Origin of the sequence: Roseateles depolymerans (assembly GCF_003387155.1) — a bacterium.
Lineage (GTDB): Bacteria > Pseudomonadota > Gammaproteobacteria > Burkholderiales > Burkholderiaceae_C > Roseateles > Roseateles depolymerans.
Genome location: NZ_QUMT01000003.1, coordinates 467033 through 485319, shown reverse-complemented (window position 1 = coordinate 485319; position 18287 = coordinate 467033). Strand labels below are relative to the sequence as shown.

Below are 18287 nucleotides of genomic sequence, written 5' to 3'. Positions count from 1 at the left end.
CCGATGCCGGCGGGTGGCCGCTAGCATAGGGGATCGATCCAGCATGGCGAAGTCCAGCCCACTTGAGCGCATTGACTCTTTCCCCCTTCCCAGTGGCTGCAGGCGCCTGGCCCCGGCCGGCCCGGCGGGGATGGGCCCTGGGCGCGGCTGCCCTGGCGCATCTGTTGCTGCTCTGGCTGGCCAGCAGCGTGAAGCCGTCTCTGGAGACCCCGGAGGCCTTCCCGGCAAGGCGGTCCAGCACCCTTCGCCTCCTGCCGGCGACCAGCCCCAGCCGTGCCACCCCGACACCCTCATCGGCCTTGCTTGCGCCGCCGCCGCCCGCGTCGCTGCCCAGCGGTCTGCGCACCCAGGTCACCTTCATGATGGAGCCGGCCGACTGGGCCTCGTCGCCCTCGGCCGCGTCAGCCACCAGTTCCTGCACCAGCGCCGACACCGCGCAGTCCTTCGGCGCCGTGGGCCTGGACGGCGCTGCCCGGGGGCCGGACGGGCCCACGTCCGGACCTGAGCGCCTCGCGATGAAGCCCGGACGGGAGGTGCTCAGAGGCTCGCTGGCCAATCCGGCCACGCAGGACCCTCGCACCAACACGCCTCGCCCATCGGTGGAAGAGAAGATCGCCCTGGGCCTGAATCCGGACCTGTGTCTCAAGGAAGAGCGCATGGCCGATGGCACCGTGCGGCGTTACCTGGGCAAGCGCCAGGTCGTGCCTACAGCCGCGCAGGCCCACACCGGCGTGCGCACCGAACGCATTGCGGTGTGCTCCTGACCTGACCTGACCAGAGCTGAGCTGCCCTGCCTTGGCAGCCCTTCGCGTCGCCGCTGCGATAGAGTGGCCCCCGCATGAAATACCGACTCTTCCTGCTCGACCTGGACGACACGCTGCTGGACTTCCAGGCCAGCGAGCGCCAGGCCTTTGCGCGGATGCTCCAGGGCCTGGGCCATGAAGCGCCGCTGGACGCGATGTACCGAGACTACCAGGCCATCAACCAGTCCTTGTGGCGTCAGTTCGAGCAGGGGGCCGTCAGCAAGGACGCGCTGAAAGTGGAGCGTTTCCGGGCCACCTTCGCGCTGCATGCACCCGGCCTGGATGCGCAGACGGCCAGCGAGCGCTACCTGGACATGCTGGCCGGGACGGCCGTGCTCATCGACGGTGCAATGGCCCTGTGCGAGGCACTGGCCGCCGTGGGGGAGGTGGGCGTCATCACCAACGGGGTGGAACGCATCCAGACCCGCCGCATCGAGGCCTCGGGCCTGGGCCGTTTCATCCGTTTCGTGGCCACCTCGGAGGCCTGCGGACATGCCAAGCCAGACCCGCGCTTTTTCCAGGATGCGGTCGCCAAGGCCCGCCAGTTCGATCGCGCCCACACCGTCATCATTGGGGATCGGCTGGACGCCGACATCCTGGGCGCCCAGCGCTTCGGCATCGACAGCTGCTGGTTCAATCCGCTGCAGGCGCCCGCCACGCCCGACCTCCGTCCGTCCTGCGAGGTTCGTCGCCTGGACGAGGTGGTTCCGGCGCTGCAGGCGCTCAGTCGTCGGGATGCTGCATGAAACGGGCCCGCTTGCGGATGCGCAGATAGCCCTTGCGCCGCAGCTGTCGCACCGTTGGATGGCTGATCAGCGCGCCCACCGCGGTCGCGCCGCCCCAGGCCGGCACGGCCATCACGAAGCTGCCAAACACCTCGGCGCCCCGGCCGCCGAAGGCGTCCGGCCAGAAGCACATCGCTGCAAAGGCGCCCACGCCGCAGATCGCGGCCAGGTTGATCACCCGCATCGGGTTGATGAAACTGCCCAGCAGGGCGCCGGCCAGGAAGCCGCTGAAGATCCAGTGCTGCAGGTGAAAGGCTTGCATGGGGACAACCAGGGAGGGTTTACAAGGGCTGCGACTGATGCAACGCGCTGGCCAGCACCTCGGCCGCCGAGGCCACCACGAAGGCGGCCAGCAGCTCCGGGCTGGTGCTGAAGTGGCTGGGATGGGAATCGCGGCGCAGATAGTCCAGACCCGCCTGGAAATGGGTCCGCACCCGGCGGTGGGATCGGGCCATGGCGGTCTGCTCCAGGTCGATGTCCACGCCCGGGCCCTGGTCCACATCCAGGTCCAGCGAATAGGTGGACACGGTGTCCACGAACTCGGGATGCACATCCCCCAGCCGGGCATCCTCATCCACCGCGGCTGACGAGGGCAGGCCGGACAGCACGATGGTGTCCACCAGGGCATTGAGCAGGCGCAGGCATTCGTCCAGCTGGCCCACCTGCTGGCAGACCTCCTCCATGGCGGCGGCGTAGTCCGCGTCACAGGCCAGGCGGACGGGGTCCACCGAAATGGCGTGGTCCTTCAGCAGGCTTTGAATCTTGACTGCCGTTTCAATGCGTGCCGCGAGTGTCATGTCCGTGCGCCCTGTGTCTGCAATGGGCTGCACTATCCCCCGCAGGCGTTTCACACCCGTTTCCAGGTCGGTGGGCCGCCGTTACGGGCCCCGGCGTTGCGGCCTCAGGGTTCTTCCGGATGCTGCTGTTACCGTCATCGAAACGCTGGTGAAACGGTTGTTACCGACACTTACCCCAGCCTCCTCCCCACCCTCTGCCGCAGCCTCAAGCCCTCATGAAAGACCCCAAGACGACGTCCTGGTGCCGTGCCGTTGCTCGCGCGCTGTTCCGATCGCTGGGCCTGCGGGACAGGGGAGAGCGGCGCGGCTCGGGCGTGGAAACCCGTTCCTTTGCACCGACACGTCCGCAGTTGCCCGCCGGGCCCCTGCCGGCGGCGGATCCTTCCGCACGGGCGGTGCCGCTGCGGGTCGATGCCTTGCGGGAGGCGCTGCAGGCCCGGCCGGGGCTGCGGGAGCAGCATGGCCACTTGACGCTGCTGGAATTCGCCTGCGCCACCAGTGGCGATGACCCGTTTTCCCGCTTGCCGCCGCGCACGCTGGATGTCGCCATTCGCCAACTGGAACAGGCTGCCCGTGTGTCGCCCACGCTGGATGTGCTGCGGCTGCAACTGGACCGGCATCTGCAGGAGCGCCGGTCACGGGTGGAGGCGCTGCTCGCCGAAGGCGATGCCGCGCTGCGGAGCCTGGCCGAGAAGCCGCTGACCGCCCGAAACTTGGCGCAGGACTTGGCCCAACACTCGGCCCAACACTCGGCCCAACACGGAGCCCAGGACCGGTCCGAGGCCACGACCCCGGTCTGGCGCGACACCGTCTTCATGGATACCGAGCCGATGGAGATCGGCCCGTATCACCGCGACTTCGATTGAGCGCGGCTCAGGACGCCGGGGACGCGTCCCCCGCCGTCAGCCGGCGCTCGTAGTCCGCCGCGCGCGCCATGTCGGCGGCCATGCGCCAGTGGTGCGCCAGCTCCGCAGGCGTGGCGCCATGCCGCTCCAGCACTGCGGCCACTTCCCCATGCATGAACTGCCGCACCGTCTCCGGCACCGATTCATACACCACCGTTTCCAGCAGCGGGAAGGCAAAGCCCTTGGCATCGAAGACGCCGGCCAGCAGCAGCTCGTTCCATTTCTCCGCCACCCGCCAGGACGACAGGCCGGTGATGTCCGAGGCCATGCGCACCGAGAAGCTACCGCCGGCCACGCTCGCCAGCCGTGCCACCCCTTCCGCGGTGGAACTGCAGGAACCCAGCCGCTGCAGCAGCAGCGACCGCATGGCCGGCGTGGGCACACCCACCAGGCTGCCCTGGTCCTGGCAGGCCTGCAGCAGCCCCATCAGGATGGCGGGGGTGCCGCCGCTCAGGCGCACCGCGTCCTCCACCAGCTTGGGCGCCAAAGTGCTGCCGTCCTCGTTGAGCATGCGCTGCACCGAGGCCACGGTCAGGGCCGCCGGCTGCACCAGCTTGAGCCGGCCGGAAGCAGCCAGCTTCTCACACAGCGCGCGCAGGCGGCGCCGCGCCCGCATCGGGCGGTAGGCCAGCACGAAGTCGCACCAGGGCATCAGGGCCGCGCTTTCGGTGACCAGCGCGGACAGCACATCCAGGCTTTCGTCATCGCATAGGTGCAGGTCATCCACCAGCACGGCGGTGCTGCGCTCGGGCCGGCTGAGTTCGATGATGTGGATCGCCGATTCCAGCAGGGAGCGGGTGCTGGCCGGCGAGGCCATCTCCCGCGAATGGGCCGGGTCCAGCTGCTCCAGGAAACGCTCGGCCTTGGCCAGGTTCTCGGCCGGCTGACCCGGTTGCGCGCGCAGCCGCTCCATCAGGTGCAGGGTGATGCGATGCAGGCTGGCAAAAGGTCGGCTGCTGTCCTGCTCGGTGATGCGCCAGTACAGGTCGCCCCGCTCCTGGGCCACATGCCGCAGCAGGGACGACTTGCCCATGCCGCTCGGCCCTTCGACGATCACCACCCGCCGCCGGCTGATGGCCTGCGTGATCTGCTCGATCTCGGTCTCGCGCTGGATCAGGCGTCCCACGGCCGCGAGTTGCTGGCCCTCGGCCCGTGAGCGCAGGATCTGCCGGTGCAGCTCCACCGTGGTCCGGCTGGGGTGCGTGCCCAGGTGCTCCTGCAGCTCCTTGCGGCAGCGCTCGAACACGGCCAGCGCCGCCGACCGGTCGCCCTTGGCCACCAGCGCCTTCATCAGTTCCTGGTAACCCACCTCGCTGAGCGGATTGAGGCTGATCAGGGCCTCGGCCAGCGCCATGGCCTGGCTCAGGTCGACCGCCTCTCCGGCGCGCTCGAACCAGGCGATCAGGCTGCGGGTGAGCCGCTGCTCCATCTGGTTGCGGGCCGCTGCCAGCCAGTGGGCCGCTTCGGTCAGGCCCTCCGGCAGCTCCAGGCTGGACAGCAGGCGCAGGCCGGCCGCTCCGGCGCTCAGGCAGCTCATCACCAGCTGATGGTCCGGGGCCTGGACATCGACGCGGATGTGCGGCGCCAGTTCGATGACGTCGCCGGAGGTGAACAGCTTCAGGTCGAAGGTCTTCTGCGTGCGGTGCAGCAGCACCCGCAGGTTGGTGCGGGCATTGCTGCCGGACTGCGGCCAGAACAGGTCGGCCGCGCGGGTGCGCGGCATGCCGCCTTCCAGGGCCACCATGGCCAGCAGCGTGGCCACGCGGGCATCGGTGATGCGGGTGACGGTGCCGTCGTCGCAGCGGCACTCGGCTTCGCCCAGCAGCCGCAAGCTGGCGCTGCGCTCGACGATGTCTTCAGGAACCGGAGAGTCGTGGCTCATGTCGGGGCGCTCAGATCGGAGTGGCCAGGCCTTCACGGAACAGGCGCAGCAGCGCCCGTCGTGTCAGCTGGTGGGTGCCGCCGCCGTCGGTCTCCCCTTCAAACAGGAAGATCTGCCCGTCCTCGGCCAGTTCCACCAGCCGCACCTCCACCCAGGTGCCGGCCAGGAACAGCTCGATCAGATCGTCCTCCTGCAGGGCATTGACGCAGTGCTCGGCATCGGAGGTGGGCATGGCGGTGGTGAAACCCACGGTCGTCTCGTCGGCCGTGGACCAGCCCTTGCCGCCCGACTGCGACTGCGCGCCCCAGAAGTCCCGGCGATGCGGCGCAGGCGACGGGGAGGGCGGCAGCGCGCTGTCGAGCCCGCCGATGTCGCTGTCCGACCATTCCTCGCCCTCGCGGGAGATCATGCCGGTGCGGTCCAGGATGTCGGTGAGCTCGTATTTCTCGACGCTGGGCACCGCCACGCAGGTGATGCCGCGCTCCAGCAGCTTGAGCAGCTCCATCTTCTCCTGCAGGCTCGCCGCGTCGGCGGTCAGGGTGTTCTTCTGCACGGCGCGCATCATGCGGTCCACAGCGCCCCACAGCTCGGCATAGGCGGGTGACTTCGGCCCTTCCGCCACTTCCGCATGGGCCAGGGCTTCGGCCCAGTCCACCAGCAGGAACTGGCGCAGGCGATAGGGAATTTCCTGGTCGGCGATCACCGCATTGATGCGCTCGCGGTGCCGGTTGATGGACACGCTGCGGATCTGCCGCCGGCGCTCTTCCAGCCGGGCAAACTGCATCGAGGCATGGCGGCGGCTTTCCACCAGCTCGGCCGGACGCTCCTTCACATAGCGCCGCAGGCGCACCAGGGTCTTGTCCAGCTCATGCAGCCGGCTGGGGTCCAGCCTCAGCAGGGTCTGGATGGCCTGGTCGGCGAACAGGACGAAGTCGTCATGCACCACCCGGTCCTTCAGGCAATGCTGCAGCGCATACTGCACCAGCACGCCGGTGATGTCCCACATCTCATGCTGGGTGGAATAGAGCGAAGAGGGCGTGCCGAACGCAAAGCGCAGCACGCCCAGTTGCAGTCCGCTCAGCACCCGCCGCAGCTCGTGGGTGAGCCGTACATCCCCGAGGATGTCCTCCACCCCGCGCATCAGGCGGGTGAACACCACCTCGCCGCCGGCCTTCGGAGAACCGCCGCGAGGCGTGGGCGCGGCATCGAACGGTCGGCCATGCATCGGCTCGAGTTCCAGCGCCAGCGGCGGAGCTTCCGCGGCCAGGCCCGCCAGCACGTCCACCGGAATGGCGTTGTGCACCTCGGACTGCCGCTGGATGGCCAGCGGGCCCACCTCCCGCTGTCCCGCCAGCCAGGTGCCCAGGCAGGCGTAGGCGGTCCGGGCCAGGGCGGTGGTGGCGTCCAGCGAGACTCTCAGGCAGGCGGCACGTTCCTCGCGCTGCAGGCCCAGGTCTTCCGCCAGCTTCCAGATGGTGCGGGCAATGGCTTCCGGATGGAACGGATTGCTGCGTTCGGAGAAATCCTTGATGTGGCCGACCAGGGCCCGCTCCACCGTGCGGATCTCCCATTCCGCCACCGAGAAAATGCCGGTGACCAGGCGCGAGATGCCGATGCTCTCGCTCACCACATCGTCGTCCACCAGCTCCATTTCGCTGGGCAGCAGCGGGGACGTTGCGCCCAGCCGTGGCTCGCTGCAGCGTTCCTTCATGCTGGACAGCAGCAGGCTGACGATGCGCTCCGGCGCGCTGTGTTGCCAGCGGTCCAGGGCCCGCTGCACATGGAAGAGACGATTGGCCTCGCCGACGCTGTCCGCCCGGTTCTGCGCCCGCTCCAGCGCCGTGCCGGTGTCACTCACCCATTGCGCGGCCGCCGCCACCAGCTCGGCGCGGCAGGCATCCATCCATTCACTGGGCAGGGGCACGGCATCCATCTTCAGCGGTTTGGCTCACAGGGCGCTCTCGGGAACCCCGAAGCTCAGTCACAAGGACGCAGCGCAGCGCAGTCGGGAACACAGGTCAGCACACAGCGAGACATCTGCTCGCGCGGTCGCGAATTGTCTGTATCCGCTTCCTCTCGGCTGTTGCTGCCCTGTCTGGATTTGAAACAAGCCGTGTGGATTTCGACCCACCGTGCTCGACATCGGTGCATTGTCCGGGCGCCGACGGAGCGGCAGTGTGCCGCGCTTGAGGCCGGTGAGGAACCCGACACGCTTTTGACCATCGCTTGCGCGGGGAGCGCCCGTCGGTTTGGATCACTCGTATCCCCCATCCGGGGGGGTGTCTAGAGAGGCGACTCGACTCCGTCACGATCGGCAGGGTCCTGGCATTTGGTCAAACTATTTTGGACCCGTAGCATTTGAATCAGATTGCAACTGCTTTCCACCCGCTGGAATCGTGCCCCGTGCCGGGCTGTTCCGAGCTCCCTCGACAGCCCCTTCCAACGCCGGTTCCAGAACCGGTGAAGCGGCGCTTGCAGCGGAACCGGGTGAGACCTCAGGCAGGCATTCCTCACGACCCTTCGGGGCCTTGCTTCCTCTTCGTTCTCACTCATCACCATGAATCGTCTGTCCGTCCGGCAGCAGCTGGCATTTGCCTTTGCTGCCCTCGTTGCCCTGGTCCTGCTGGTCAGCGCCTGGGGCCTGTTTGGCATCAGCCAGGTCAACAACCGCTACACCGACTACCTCAACGGCGCATCGGCCCGTCGCGAGCTGGTGCTGGAAGCGCGGGTGATGACCAACCGCCGGGCCATCGGCGTGCGGGACATGGTGATCGTGCGCACCCCGGAAGATCTGGCCGGCGCCAAGACCATGGCGCTGGAGGCGCACAAGGCCCTGGGCGACTTGCTCAGCCAGATCCAGCGGGAGCTGAAGAACGACGATGTCACCGCGAAGGAACGTGAGCAGGTGGCCCGCATCCTCGAGGTGGAGGCCAAGTACAGCCCGGTGGCGGTGCGCATCGTCGAGCTGGCCAGCTCCGGCCAGCGCGAGGAGGCGAGCAACCTGATGATCAGCGACTGCCGTCCGCTGCTGGCCGCCCTGCTCAACGCCTTCCGGGACTATTCCGACTACGTGGCCGCCAAGGGCAAGATCACCGAGAAGGCCTCGATGGACGCTGCTGCGTCCCAGCGCCACGGGATGATGGCCTTGTGTGCACTGGCCGTGGTGGCCGCATCGCTGCTGGGCTGGTTCATCACCCGGCGCCTGATGACCGCGCTGGGCACCGAGCCCGCCGTGCTGGGCGCCGTCGCGAGCCGCGTGGCCGCCGGTGACCTGCGCCCCATCGAAGGCGCAGCTGCCGCGCCCAGCGACAGCGTACTGGCCTCCATGGGCCGCATGCAGCAGCAACTGCTCGACCTGATCGTGCAGGTGCGTGGGTCCGCCTCGGATATCGCCACCGCCAGCGCCGAAATCGCGCAGGGCAACAACGACCTGTCGGTTCGCACCGAGCAGCAGGCCTCGACCCTGCAGGAGTCCGCCTCCTCCATGGAGCAGCTCAGCGCCACGGTGCAGCAGAACGCCGACAACGCCCGCCAGGCCAACCAGCTCGCCCAGGGCGCCAGCGAAGTGGCGACCAAGGGCGGTGAGGTGGTCAGCCAGGTGGTCGAGACGATGAAGGGCATCAACGACAGCAGCCGCCGCATTGCCGACATCATTGGCGTCATCGACAGCATTGCCTTCCAGACCAACATCCTGGCGCTCAATGCCGCCGTGGAAGCCGCCCGTGCCGGCGAGCAGGGCCGTGGTTTTGCCGTGGTGGCGTCCGAAGTGCGCAGCCTGGCCGGCCGTTCGGCTGAAGCCGCCAAGGAAATCAAGTCGCTGATCAGCACCAGCGTGGAGCGGGTGTCGGAAGGCTCGGCCCTGGTGGATCGGGCCGGTGAGACCATGCAGGAAGTGGTGTCCGCCATTCACCGCGTGACCGACATCATGGGTGAGATCACGGCCGCCAGCGTCGAGCAGAGCGCAGGCGTTTCGCAGGTGGGCTCGGCGGTCACCCGCATGGACCAGGCCACGCAGCAGAACGCCGCCCTGGTGGAGCAGAGTGCGGCCGCGGCGGACAGCCTCAAGCGTCAGGCCGAACGCATGGTGGAAGCGATTGCGGTGTTCCGCGTCGATGCTGAGCGCGCCAGCCGCGGAGCTGCGCGCGCCTGAGTTCACCGCCAGCCGGTGCAGGTCTTGCCATAAATCAATTCCTGCGCCGGTCATCGCTCGCCAGCGGTTCCAAGCGGTTGTCATGCGAAATATCGTGTGGGGGACTGTTTTCTGCGGAGCCCCCTTGGCGATCGAACTCTTCAATAACGGCAGCCATCGCTGCCTCATGTTCTCCGACTTCGGCCACGAGGACGGCGTCCAGGCCAACCAGTTCCTGATCGTGGACAGCGGCACCGGCGCGCTGATCGATCCGGGCGGCAACCTGGCCTATGGAGAGTTGTACCTGGGCGTCACCGCCTGCTTTCCGCCGCACAAGCTCTCGGCCATTTTGGCCTCGCATGCGGATCCCGACATCATTGCGTCGCTGGACCGGTGGATGACCGCCACCGCCGCGCCGGTGTACATCTCCCGCATCTGGGAGCGCTTCATTCCCCACTTCTGCAAGCCGGGCAAGACCAGCGGTCGGGTGGTGGGCGTGCCGGACCGCGGCATGCGCATCCCTGTGGGGCAGTGCGAGCTGGTGGCGCTGCCGGCGCACTTCATGCACTCGGAGGGCAACTTCCAGTTCTGGGACCCGGTCAGCGGCATTCTGTTCTCGGGCGACCTGGGCGTGTCCATCGGCGTGGACCCAGGCGCGACCATCACCGAGCTGGAACCCCACATCCCGTCGATGCTGGCCTTCCACCGCCGCTACATGGTCAGCGGCAAGGTGCTGCGGCTGTGGGCCGAGATGGTGAAGAGCCTGCCCATCCGCATGATCGTGCCGCAGCACGGCGCGCCCATGGAAGGCGCGGCGGTGCAGCAGTTCATCGACTGGATCCAGACCCTGTCCTGCGGCATCGACCTGGTGACGCAGAAGGACTACGCGGTGCCGGCCTAGGCACCGAGCCGCCCGAGCCGGTTCAGTGCGGATAGGCCATGCGTTTTTCCATCCACCGCTGCAACTGCTCGAACACGAAGCTGAGCACCCAGTAGATCAGCGCCGCCATCAGGTAGAGCGGGAAGGGCTGGAAGGTGGTGGAGATCAGTTCCTTGGTGGCCAGCATCAGCTCGGTGACGGCGATGACCGACACCAGCGAGGTGTCCTTGATCAGGCTGATCAGGCTGTTGGACAGGCTGGGCACCGACGCCCGCAGGGCCTGCGGCGCCACCACATAGCGCAGCGTCTGCTGCCGGGTCAGGCCCAGGCTGGTGCCGGCCAGCCACTGGTCCCGCGACACCGCATGGATGCCGCCCCGCAGCGTCTCGCTCATGTAGGCCGCCACGTTGAGCGTGAGCGTCAGGATGCCGGCGGACACTGGCGAGAACTCGATGCCGATGCTGGGCAGGCCGTAGTAGACGATGAACACCTGCACCAGCAGCGGTGTGCCCCGCATGGCGCTGACGTAGACCGCGCTGAGCTGCGTCAGCACCGGCACCTGCAGCACCCGCACCAGCGCGATCAGGCCCGCCAGCGGCAGGCCCAGCAGCATGGCCGACACGGCAAAGAACAGGGTGTAGCCGCTGCCCTTGAGCAGCACCGGCCAGGCCAGCGCGAAAAGCGACGCGAGATCCATCCGGGCTTACTGGCCGCCAGGCAGCGGCTGGCTCACGTCACGCTCGAACCACTGGGTGGAGATGCGGGCGTAGGTACCGTCCTTCTTCAGCTCGTCCAGCGCCTTGTCAATGGCGGCCTTGAACTTGGGGCTGCCCTTGCGGAACGGGATGGCATTGCTCTCGGGCTTGCCGATGGCCGCGCCGGCCTTCACCGGCAGCTTGGTCTTGGCCTTGAGATAGGGGATGAGCAGGCTGTCGTTGATGGCGGCGTCGATGCGGCCGGTCGCCAGGTCCTGCAGGTACTCCGGCGCGCCGGGGTAGGTGCGCACCTCCACGCCCTCGATGCTCTGCGCCAGCGCAGCGAAATTGCTGCCCTGGCCCACACCGACCTTCTTGCCCTTGAGGTCCGCCGGCGTGTCGAGCTTGCGCGTCTCGTTGGCGCGCACGATCAGTTGCGGATAGGAGATGACGTAGGGGCCGCTGAAGTCGAAGGTCTGGCGGCGCTGGTCGGTGGCGGCCACCTGGTTGACGATCACGTCGTACTTGCCCGCCTGCAGGCCGGCCAGGATGGCGCTCCATTCGGTGGTGGTGAATTCGGCCTTCACGCCCATCTTGGCGGCCAGGGCCTTGGCGATGTCGACATCGAAGCCGGTCAGCTCGCCCTTGTCGTTCTTGAAGTTGAAGGGCGGGTAGGTGCCCTCGCAGGCGATGCGCAGGGTGCCGCGGGCCTTGACCTCGTCCAGCAGGTCCGCGGCATGGGCGGCCGGGGCCAGGGCAAGCAGGACGGCGGCAAGCCCTGGCACCAGCGCGGCCCGGCGGAGCAGGCGACGGCGCAGGGCGCTGGTTGGATGGGGGGCGGCAGGGACCTGGGCGTTCATGTCGTTCCTCGTTGTGTTGGCATGGAATGGGGGGCATCTTGCCACCAAGCGGGCCTGCCGGAGCGGTCGGGGCGCAACAGCCCCAGGCGGTCTGGGGAAGCCGCAGCGGCGCGTGAACGGCACAATCAGCCGCAATCATTGCGCTTCGGGCCTGGGAGGTTCGGGCGCACCACCAGGGAGAGAAGAACGTCATGAGCCTATCCAGCACGGTCAGAGGTCGATCTCAACAGGCCCGCAGGCGCGGCGGCGCCGCGCAAATGGCGCGGATGGCGCAGATGGCGCTGGTGCTGGCCTTGGGCGCGGTGATGGCGGCATGCCAATCCCCAGCGTCGCGCATGCAGGCGGGCGGTCCTGGCGCTGGGGGCGGCGCGGGTGCGGACGCGTCGTCGTTGTCGCCCCCGGTGGCGCGCCAGATTCCCAAGGATGTCACCGTCCATGGGGACACCCGCATCGACCCCTACTACTGGCTGCGCGAACGGGACAACCCGGCGGTGATGGCCCACCTCCAGGCCGAAGCCGCCTACACCGACCGCTGGTTCCAGCGGCTGCAGCCCCTGCAGGACACGCTCTACCAGGAGATGGTCGCCCGCATGGCTCCGTTTGATGAGGACGTGCCAGTGCGGCGCGGCGCCTGGTGGTATGCCAAGCGCACCATCGCCGGCGCCCAGTACCCGCAATACATTCGCCGCGCCGCGCAGGGGCCACAACGCCTGGACGACGCGCAGGCGCCGGCGCAGGTGCTGCTCGACCTGAACGAGCTGGCCAAGGGGCGCCAGTTCCTGTCGGTCAGCCAGGTGGAGCCCAGCCCGGACGGCCGCCGCCTGCTGTATTCGCTGGACGACAGCGGCTACCGCGACTTCCAGCTGCGCATCCGCGACCTGGCCAGCGGCCAGGACCTGCCCTGGGTGGGTGAGCGCACCGACGGCGCGGTCTGGTCCGCCGATGGCCGCACGGTCTTCTACATCCGCTCGGACGAAGCCCGCCGCCGCAGCCAGCTCTGGCGCCATGCGGTGGACGGGGCCGCGCCGGACGTCCTCGTCTTCGAGGAGAAGGACCCACTGTTCAACCTGGAGCTTCACGCCACCGCCGACGGCCGGTGGCTGCAACTGGTGAGCTATGCGAAGAACGCCACCGAGGTGATGCTGCTGCCGGCGGATCGTCCCGATGCCGCCTGGCGCCCGGTGCTGGCGCGCCGCGCGGGGCAGGAATACCGGGTGGAGCATCGCAACGGGCAGCTCTATCTGCTGATCAACGACCGGGGGCCGGATTTCCGGCTGGTGCGGGTGGCGATGCCCCAAGGGGCAGCGGCCCGCCGGGGGAAGGCCGCGTCACCGTCTGTCGGTGCGCCCTTGCTGCAGGCCGGCGACCTGGCCCGGGCGCGGGAACTGCTGCCGTATTCCGAGACCGTCTCTCCGGAGCGGCTGCGGCCCTTCGCCCGCCATCTGGTGCTGCAGTGGCGCGAGAACGGTGCGGTCAAGCTGGGGGTGCTGGACGAGTCGGGCCTGGGCCTGGGACGCCGTCGCCCCGGGCCGGCGACGGTGACCCCCTTCGCGATGCCGGACCCGATGTCCAGCGCGCAGCTGGACGAGCAGCACGAGCTCAACGGCGAATTCGACAGCGACGAGGTCCGCCTGAAATATCAGACCCTGCTCACGCCGCCCACGGTCATGGACTACCGCTTCAGCGACCGGCGCCTGCAGGTGCGCAAGCAGCAGCCGGTGCTGGGGTACGACCCCTCACGTTATGCCAGCGAACGGGTCTGGGCGACCGCGGCCGACGGCACGCGCGTGCCGGTGGCCCTGATCTATGCGAAGGCGCTGCGAGGCGAGGGCCCGCGTCCGCTGCTGCTGCGCGGGTATGGGAGTTATGGCCTGTCCATCGACCACCGCTTCAATGCCCAGGACGTCTCGCTGCTGGACCGCGGCGTGGTGCTGGCCACCGCCTATGTGCGAGGCGGCGGAGAGATGGGCCGGCGCTGGTATCTGGACGGCAAGCTGGACAAGAAGATGAACAGCTTCACCGACTTCATCGCCAGTGCCGAGATGCTGGTGCGGTCCGGCTGGACACGGCCGGAGCAACTGATCATCACCGGACGCAGCGCCGGCGGCCTGCTGGTGGGCGCGGCGACCGACCTGCGGCCCGACCTGTTCAAGGCGGTGGTGGCGGAGGTGCCCTTTGTGGACGTCATCAACACGATGCTGGATGAGACCATCCCGCTCACCACGGAGGAGTTCGAGGAGTGGGGCAACCCGAAGCGGCCGGCGGACTATGCCTGGATGAGGGCCTACAGCCCCTACGACAACCTCAAGCCGGGCGCCTATCCCGCCGTGCTGGCCCGTGCGGGCCTGAACGACAGCCAGGTGCCCTACTGGGAGCCGGCCAAGTTCGTGGCCCGACTGCGCAGCGTCAAGACGGACACGCGTCCGGTGCTGTTCGACATCAACCTCACGGCCGGCCACGGCGGCGCTTCCGGCCGCTACGACGCGCTGCGGGAGCGCGCGCGGGTCTATGCCTTCATGCTGGACCAGTGGGGGCTGGCCGGACGCTAGCGCCGACTTACATCCCCAGTTGCTTGAGAGCGGCCTGCAGGCCGGTGACACCGCCGACCCGCTGGTCGTTGATGAACACCTGGGGCATCTGACGCACCGACGGGCCGCACTTCTCGTAGAAGGCCAGGCGCTGCGCCTCGTCGTCGATCTTGATCTCCTCGAAGGGGAGGGAACGTGACTTGAGCAGCATCTTGGCCGTGTCGCATTGCGGGCAGGCCGACTTCGAATACACAACGATCTTGAGTTCCATGGCCGTGACTGTAGCGGCTCAAGACCCGACCCGCTGGTGATACCGCAACCATCCGGGCATTGGGCGCTGATCGCGCGGCGATCCGCGGAACAGCGGTGTAAATCCCCTGCTGATCGGCACTATCCGACGGACGGTTGTGGTGCTGGTGCCACCGGTCTTCGCGTCCGCGACCCTGCTGAGGTACCGTATTGCGTCGCGCCGAACCGGCGTATCCACAGCCGCTCTTTCCCGTGCTGTTATCGAATTCTTGAGAGCGTCCATGCCTGCCTTCTCTGTGTTCTCCTCGCTTCGTGCTGTCCGTGCCGTCGCCGCTGTTAACCCGGGCGTCCTGCCCACCCTGAACGCGCTGATCCGTCCGGCGGCGCTTCCGCTGATCCGCCCGCTGGCGATGGCTTCGCTGGGGCTGGTCGCCTCGCTGGCGTGCGTCGCCGCGCAGGCGGACACCCTGTCCCGCATCCGCGAGACCAAGACGATCAACGTCGGGGTCCGGGAAGCCGCCCGTCCGTTCTCCTTCCTGAACGACGCCAAGCAGCCGACCGGCTACTCGGTCGACCTGTGCCTGGCAGCCGTGGACGACATCAAGAAGGAACTCAAGCTGCCGGACCTGAAGGTCAACTACGTGGTGGTCTCCGGCCCGGAACGGATTCCCAAGCTGCAGAAGGAAGAGATCGACCTGGAATGCGGCTCCACGACCAACACCAAGGCCCGTCAGGAGCAGGTGAGCTTCAGCTACACCATCTTCGTGGCCGGCATGAAGGTGCTGGTGCCCAAGGGCACCCGGGTGGAATCGCTCAAGGACCTGGATGGCATGACCATCGCGCTGAGCAAGGGCACGACGTCCGAAAAGCTGTTCACCCAGCTCAACAGCTCCGGCGAAGCCAAGATGCAGCTGGTGCAATACGCCAACAACAACGAAGCGTTCAAGGCGCTGCGTGAAGGCAAGGCCCGCGCCTTCCCCCAGGACGACGCGCTGCTGCAAGGCCTGGCCTCGAAGGAAAAGGCGCTGGATGCGCTGGGCCTGGCCAGCATGGCCTTCTCGGTGGAACCCTACGGCATCATGATGCGCAAGGGCGACACCCGCCTGAACGAGGTGGTGGACCGCACCCTGAGCCGTCTGTTCACCAGCGGCGAGATCCAGACCCTCTACAAGAAGTGGTTCGAGACGCCGGCCCTGACCATTCCGATGAGCCGCCTCACGCGCGACAGCTTCGTGCGTCCCAACAAGGAAGCCGGCGTGGCGATGTTGCTGGGTTATTCGATCTGAGCGTTGCACTGAGCGTCGCACTTGGCGTCGATTCAAACGTCGATCCAAGCGGCGCCCTCAGCGTCGATCCAAGCGTCGATCTCAACGCCAATCCAGGCGTCGATCGGCGATCACATTGAGATCGATCAGAGCGGGATGGAAGGGACAGGCAAGCGGGCGCGCGATCACGTCGCCGCTGGGTGACGGGCCGGGCAGGGCCACGGATTTGCGATGATGGGGTAGGCCGCCACAACGGCCGCTGTCCACCTGAGATCATCTCGCTCCGAAGGATCCGCCATGTCGTTGCCTGCTGCCGCCTCCCAGGATCACGCTGACCTGCCAGCCCCCTGGCACTCTTCGTCTGCCATCCGCGCTGCCCGCGACCTGCTGGGCAGCCGTCTGCCCCTCATCCAGGCGCCGCTGGCCGGCGTGCAGCGCTCTGCGCTGGCCCTGGCCGTGTGCCGGGCCGGTGGCGTGGGTTCGCTGCCGGCGGCCCTGCTGCCGCCAGAGGCGCTGCAGCAGGAACTGCAGCTGTTGAGCAGCGGCACCGATCAGCCCTACAACGTCAATTTCTTCGCCCACATTCCCCCGCTGCCGGACCCGGCGCGCGAGGCGCGCTGGCGCGATCGTCTGGCGCCTTATTTCACCGAATACGGCGTGGACCCGTCCACCATCACCGCGGGCGTCGGCCGCCAACCCTTCAACCATGAAGTGGCGGATCTGGTGGAGGTCTTCAAGCCGCCGATCGTCAGCTTCCATTTCGGACTGCCGGCACCGGACCTGCTGGCGCGGGTGAAATCCTGGGGCAGCCGGGTGCTGTCCTCGGCCACCACGGTGGAAGAAGCGGTGTGGCTGCAGGCGCATGGCGCGGATGGCGTCATCGCGCAGGGCTGGGAAGCTGGCGGGCACCGGGGGCATTTCCTCAGCGCCGACCTCACCCGGCAGGCGGGTCTGATGGCCTTGCTGCCGCAGGTGGTGAAGGCGGTGAGCATTCCGGTCATCGCCACGGGCGGCATCACCGATGCTGCGAGCGTGCGTGCAGCACTGGCACTAGGCGCTGGCGCGGTGCAGGTGGGCACCGCTTTCATGCTGAGCAATGAAGCCATCACCCCCGCGCCGCATCGCCAGGCCCTGCGACAGCCGGACCTGCATCACACGGCGGTGACCAACCTGATGACGGGCCGGCCGGCGCGCGGCATCGTCAACCGCCTGATGCGGGAGGTGGGGCCGATCAATGAGCTGGCACCGGCCTTCCCGCTGGCCGGTAATGCGCTGGCGCCGCTGCGTGCCAAGGCCGAGGCCCAGGGCAGCGGGGACTTCTCCCCGCTGTGGGCGGGGCAGAACTTCAGCGGCTTGAAGGAACTGCCCGCTGCGGATCTGGTGGCCGCGCTGGCGGAGGGATTCGGGGACGGTATCGCCGAGCAAGGAAACGCCGCGGTCTGAGACTCAAGCGCCGAGCGCCGAGCGCTGCCACGCGTCCAGCGGACTCCTCCGAGTCCACTTGCGCAAGGTCGGGCCGCTCAGGGCAGTGCCCGGCCCCGCGCAGCCTCGTAAAGGGCGTACCACTCGCCACGTGTCAACGTCAGCTTGAGCGCATCGCCGCAGGCCCGGATGCGGGCCGGCTGGCTGCTGCCGATCACCGGCTGGATGCGGGCCGGATGGCGCATCAGCCAGGCCAGCAGCACCCCTTCGGTGGACACGCCGTGGCGCTGCGCCAGTTCCTGCACGAGGCGGCGAGCCGGTTCATCGGCGGGGTCCTTGGCCGTGTCGCCGCTGAACCGGCCGCGGGCCAGCGACGCCCAGGCCTGCACCTGGATGCCCTGCTGCTGGCAATGCTCCAGCGTGCCGCTCCAGGCGAGGCTCCCGGGACGGGCAGCGGCCTGTCCGTCATTGAAGGTCGTGCCGGCCTCGATCGGCTCCAGATGACCCAGGCCCATCTCGAATTGATTGACCACCAGCGGCTGGTCCAGCGAACGGCCGAGCCAGGCCATTTGCGCGGCATTCATGTTGGAGACGCCAAAGTGCAGCACCTTGCCCTGCTCCCTCAGCTGGCGGAAGGCCAGGGCGATCTCCTCCGGTTCCCACAGCGGGTCCGGCCGGTGCAGCAGCAGGATGTCCAGCCGCTCGGTGCCCAGGCGACGCAGGCTCGCCTCGGCCGCGGCGACGATGTACTCGCGGGACAGATCAAAGCGCTTGGGGCCTTCGTCGTCCGCAAAGCGGATGCCGCATTTGCTCTGCAGCACGATGCGGTCCCGCAGTGACGGTTGGCGACGCATCAGCTCGCCGAAGACCGACTCGGCCTTGCCGCGGGTGTAGATGTCGGCATGGTCGAAGAGCGTGACGCCGATGTCCAGCGCGGCTTCCACCGCCGCATGCGCATGAGCCACATGGTCTTCGGTGTAGGGCGCGTCATCCCAGCTGCCGCCCAGGCCCATGCAGCCGAAGGCCAGTGGGCTGGTGGCGGGGAGGAGCTGTTGGAGGGGCAGGGACGGCTGGGCCATGGAGATTC

16 protein-coding genes are annotated in these 18287 nt (G+C 68.1%); 8 read left to right on the top strand and 8 right to left on the bottom strand.

Annotated elements, in window-relative coordinates:
* The first annotated feature begins 62 nt into the window (after positions 1–62).
* Entirely contained in the window at positions 63–764 is a 702-nt protein-coding gene (locus DES44_RS15940; RefSeq protein WP_157592930.1) for a hypothetical protein, read from the top strand.
* Between the two features lie 74 nt (positions 765–838).
* Positions 839–1549, top strand: coding sequence for a YjjG family noncanonical pyrimidine nucleotidase (locus tag DES44_RS15935; protein WP_058933759.1), 711 nt, complete (start codon positions 839–841; stop codon positions 1547–1549).
* Here DES44_RS15935 and DES44_RS15930 read toward each other — a convergent pair.
* Positions 1527–1850 carry a hypothetical protein gene (locus DES44_RS15930; RefSeq protein WP_058933760.1) on the bottom strand — a complete coding sequence of 108 codons (324 nt, stop codon included), beginning with the start codon at positions 1848–1850 and terminating at the stop codon, positions 1527–1529. The genes DES44_RS15935 and DES44_RS15930 overlap by 23 nt on opposite strands.
* Positions 1851–1869: 19 nt before the next feature.
* Positions 1870–2385 carry a hypothetical protein gene (locus DES44_RS15925; RefSeq protein ID WP_058933761.1) on the bottom strand — a complete coding sequence of 172 codons (516 nt, stop codon included), beginning with the start codon at positions 2383–2385 and terminating at the stop codon, positions 1870–1872.
* Positions 2386–2600: 215 nt separating this feature from the next.
* On the opposite strand from DES44_RS15925, the gene DES44_RS15920 reads away from it, so the two are divergent.
* Positions 2601–3251, top strand: a complete 651-nt coding sequence (locus DES44_RS15920) for a hypothetical protein (RefSeq protein ID WP_058933762.1) — start codon at positions 2601–2603, stop codon at positions 3249–3251.
* A gap of 7 nt (positions 3252–3258) precedes the next feature.
* Here the strand turns inward: DES44_RS15920 and DES44_RS15915 are convergent, their stop codons facing one another.
* A complete protein-coding gene (locus DES44_RS15915) occupies positions 3259–5172 on the bottom strand; it encodes an ATP-binding protein (RefSeq protein ID WP_058933763.1) in 1914 nt (637 codons plus the stop codon).
* Positions 5173–5182: 10 nt separating this feature from the next.
* The gene (locus tag DES44_RS15910) at positions 5183–7096 is read right to left on the bottom strand and encodes a DUF1631 family protein (RefSeq protein ID WP_211326939.1); all 1914 of its coding nucleotides are present in this window, start codon (positions 7094–7096) and stop codon (positions 5183–5185) included.
* Between the two features lie 633 nt (positions 7097–7729).
* Here DES44_RS15910 and DES44_RS26005 point away from each other — a divergent pair.
* Positions 7730–9322 carry a methyl-accepting chemotaxis protein gene (locus DES44_RS26005; protein ID WP_083525306.1) on the top strand — a complete coding sequence of 531 codons (1593 nt, stop codon included), beginning with the start codon at positions 7730–7732 and terminating at the stop codon, positions 9320–9322.
* A 124-nt stretch (positions 9323–9446) separates the two neighbouring features.
* The gene (locus DES44_RS15900; protein WP_058933765.1) at positions 9447–10202 is read left to right on the top strand and encodes an oxygen-binding di-iron domain-containing protein; all 756 of its coding nucleotides are present in this window, start codon (positions 9447–9449) and stop codon (positions 10200–10202) included.
* Between the two features lie 22 nt (positions 10203–10224).
* Here DES44_RS15900 and DES44_RS15895 read toward each other — a convergent pair whose 3' ends face one another.
* The gene (locus DES44_RS15895) at positions 10225–10878 is read right to left on the bottom strand and encodes an amino acid ABC transporter permease (RefSeq protein WP_058933766.1); all 654 of its coding nucleotides are present in this window, start codon (positions 10876–10878) and stop codon (positions 10225–10227) included.
* Positions 10879–10884: 6 nt separating this feature from the next.
* A complete protein-coding gene (locus DES44_RS15890) occupies positions 10885–11736 on the bottom strand; it encodes a transporter substrate-binding domain-containing protein (protein WP_116001659.1) in 852 nt (283 codons plus the stop codon).
* Between the two features lie 191 nt (positions 11737–11927).
* Between DES44_RS15890 and DES44_RS15885 the strand changes: the two genes are divergently transcribed.
* The gene (locus tag DES44_RS15885; protein WP_083525308.1) at positions 11928–14285 is read left to right on the top strand and encodes a S9 family peptidase; all 2358 of its coding nucleotides are present in this window, start codon (positions 11928–11930) and stop codon (positions 14283–14285) included.
* A 7-nt stretch (positions 14286–14292) separates the two neighbouring features.
* Here DES44_RS15885 and DES44_RS15880 read toward each other — a convergent pair whose 3' ends face one another.
* Complete coding sequence (locus tag DES44_RS15880; RefSeq protein WP_058933768.1) at positions 14293–14535, bottom strand: glutaredoxin family protein; 243 nt, start codon at positions 14533–14535, stop codon at positions 14293–14295.
* A 259-nt stretch (positions 14536–14794) separates the two neighbouring features.
* On the opposite strand from DES44_RS15880, the gene DES44_RS15875 reads away from it, so the two are divergent.
* A complete protein-coding gene (locus DES44_RS15875; RefSeq protein ID WP_083525309.1) occupies positions 14795–15799 on the top strand; it encodes an amino acid ABC transporter substrate-binding protein in 1005 nt (334 codons plus the stop codon).
* Between the two features lie 345 nt (positions 15800–16144).
* Positions 16145–17221, top strand: coding sequence for an NAD(P)H-dependent flavin oxidoreductase (locus tag DES44_RS15870; protein WP_058937177.1), 1077 nt, complete (start codon positions 16145–16147; stop codon positions 17219–17221).
* 77 nt (positions 17222–17298) lie between these two features.
* On the opposite strand, the gene DES44_RS15865 is transcribed toward DES44_RS15870, so the two are convergent.
* Positions 17299–18279, bottom strand: a complete 981-nt coding sequence (locus tag DES44_RS15865; protein WP_058933769.1) for an aldo/keto reductase — start codon at positions 18277–18279, stop codon at positions 17299–17301.
* Positions 18280–18287: the final 8 nt, after the last annotated feature.

What these genes read in the sequence shown, in the direction of transcription:
- DES44_RS15935 (WP_058933759.1), top strand. Translation starts at nt 839, where the DNA reads ATGAAATACCGACTCTTCCTGCTCGACCTGGACGACACGCTGCTGGAC.
- DES44_RS15930 (WP_058933760.1), bottom strand. Translation starts at nt 1,850, where the DNA reads ATGCAAGCCTTTCACCTGCAGCACTGGATCTTCAGCGGCTTCCTGGCC.
- DES44_RS15925 (WP_058933761.1), bottom strand. Translation starts at nt 2,385, where the DNA reads ATGACACTCGCGGCACGCATTGAAACGGCAGTCAAGATTCAAAGCCTG.
- DES44_RS15920 (WP_058933762.1), top strand. Translation starts at nt 2,601, where the DNA reads ATGAAAGACCCCAAGACGACGTCCTGGTGCCGTGCCGTTGCTCGCGCG.
- DES44_RS15915 (WP_058933763.1), bottom strand. Translation starts at nt 5,172, where the DNA reads ATGAGCCACGACTCTCCGGTTCCTGAAGACATCGTCGAGCGCAGCGCC.
- DES44_RS26005 (WP_083525306.1), top strand. Translation starts at nt 7,730, where the DNA reads ATGAATCGTCTGTCCGTCCGGCAGCAGCTGGCATTTGCCTTTGCTGCC.
- DES44_RS15895 (WP_058933766.1), bottom strand. Translation starts at nt 10,878, where the DNA reads ATGGATCTCGCGTCGCTTTTCGCGCTGGCCTGGCCGGTGCTGCTCAAG.
- DES44_RS15890 (WP_116001659.1), bottom strand. Translation starts at nt 11,736, where the DNA reads ATGAACGCCCAGGTCCCTGCCGCCCCCCATCCAACCAGCGCCCTGCGC.
- DES44_RS15885 (WP_083525308.1), top strand. Translation starts at nt 11,928, where the DNA reads ATGAGCCTATCCAGCACGGTCAGAGGTCGATCTCAACAGGCCCGCAGG.
- DES44_RS15880 (WP_058933768.1), bottom strand. Translation starts at nt 14,535, where the DNA reads ATGGAACTCAAGATCGTTGTGTATTCGAAGTCGGCCTGCCCGCAATGC.
- DES44_RS15875 (WP_083525309.1), top strand. Translation starts at nt 14,795, where the DNA reads ATGCCTGCCTTCTCTGTGTTCTCCTCGCTTCGTGCTGTCCGTGCCGTC.
- DES44_RS15865 (WP_058933769.1), bottom strand. Translation starts at nt 18,279, where the DNA reads ATGGCCCAGCCGTCCCTGCCCCTCCAACAGCTCCTCCCCGCCACCAGC.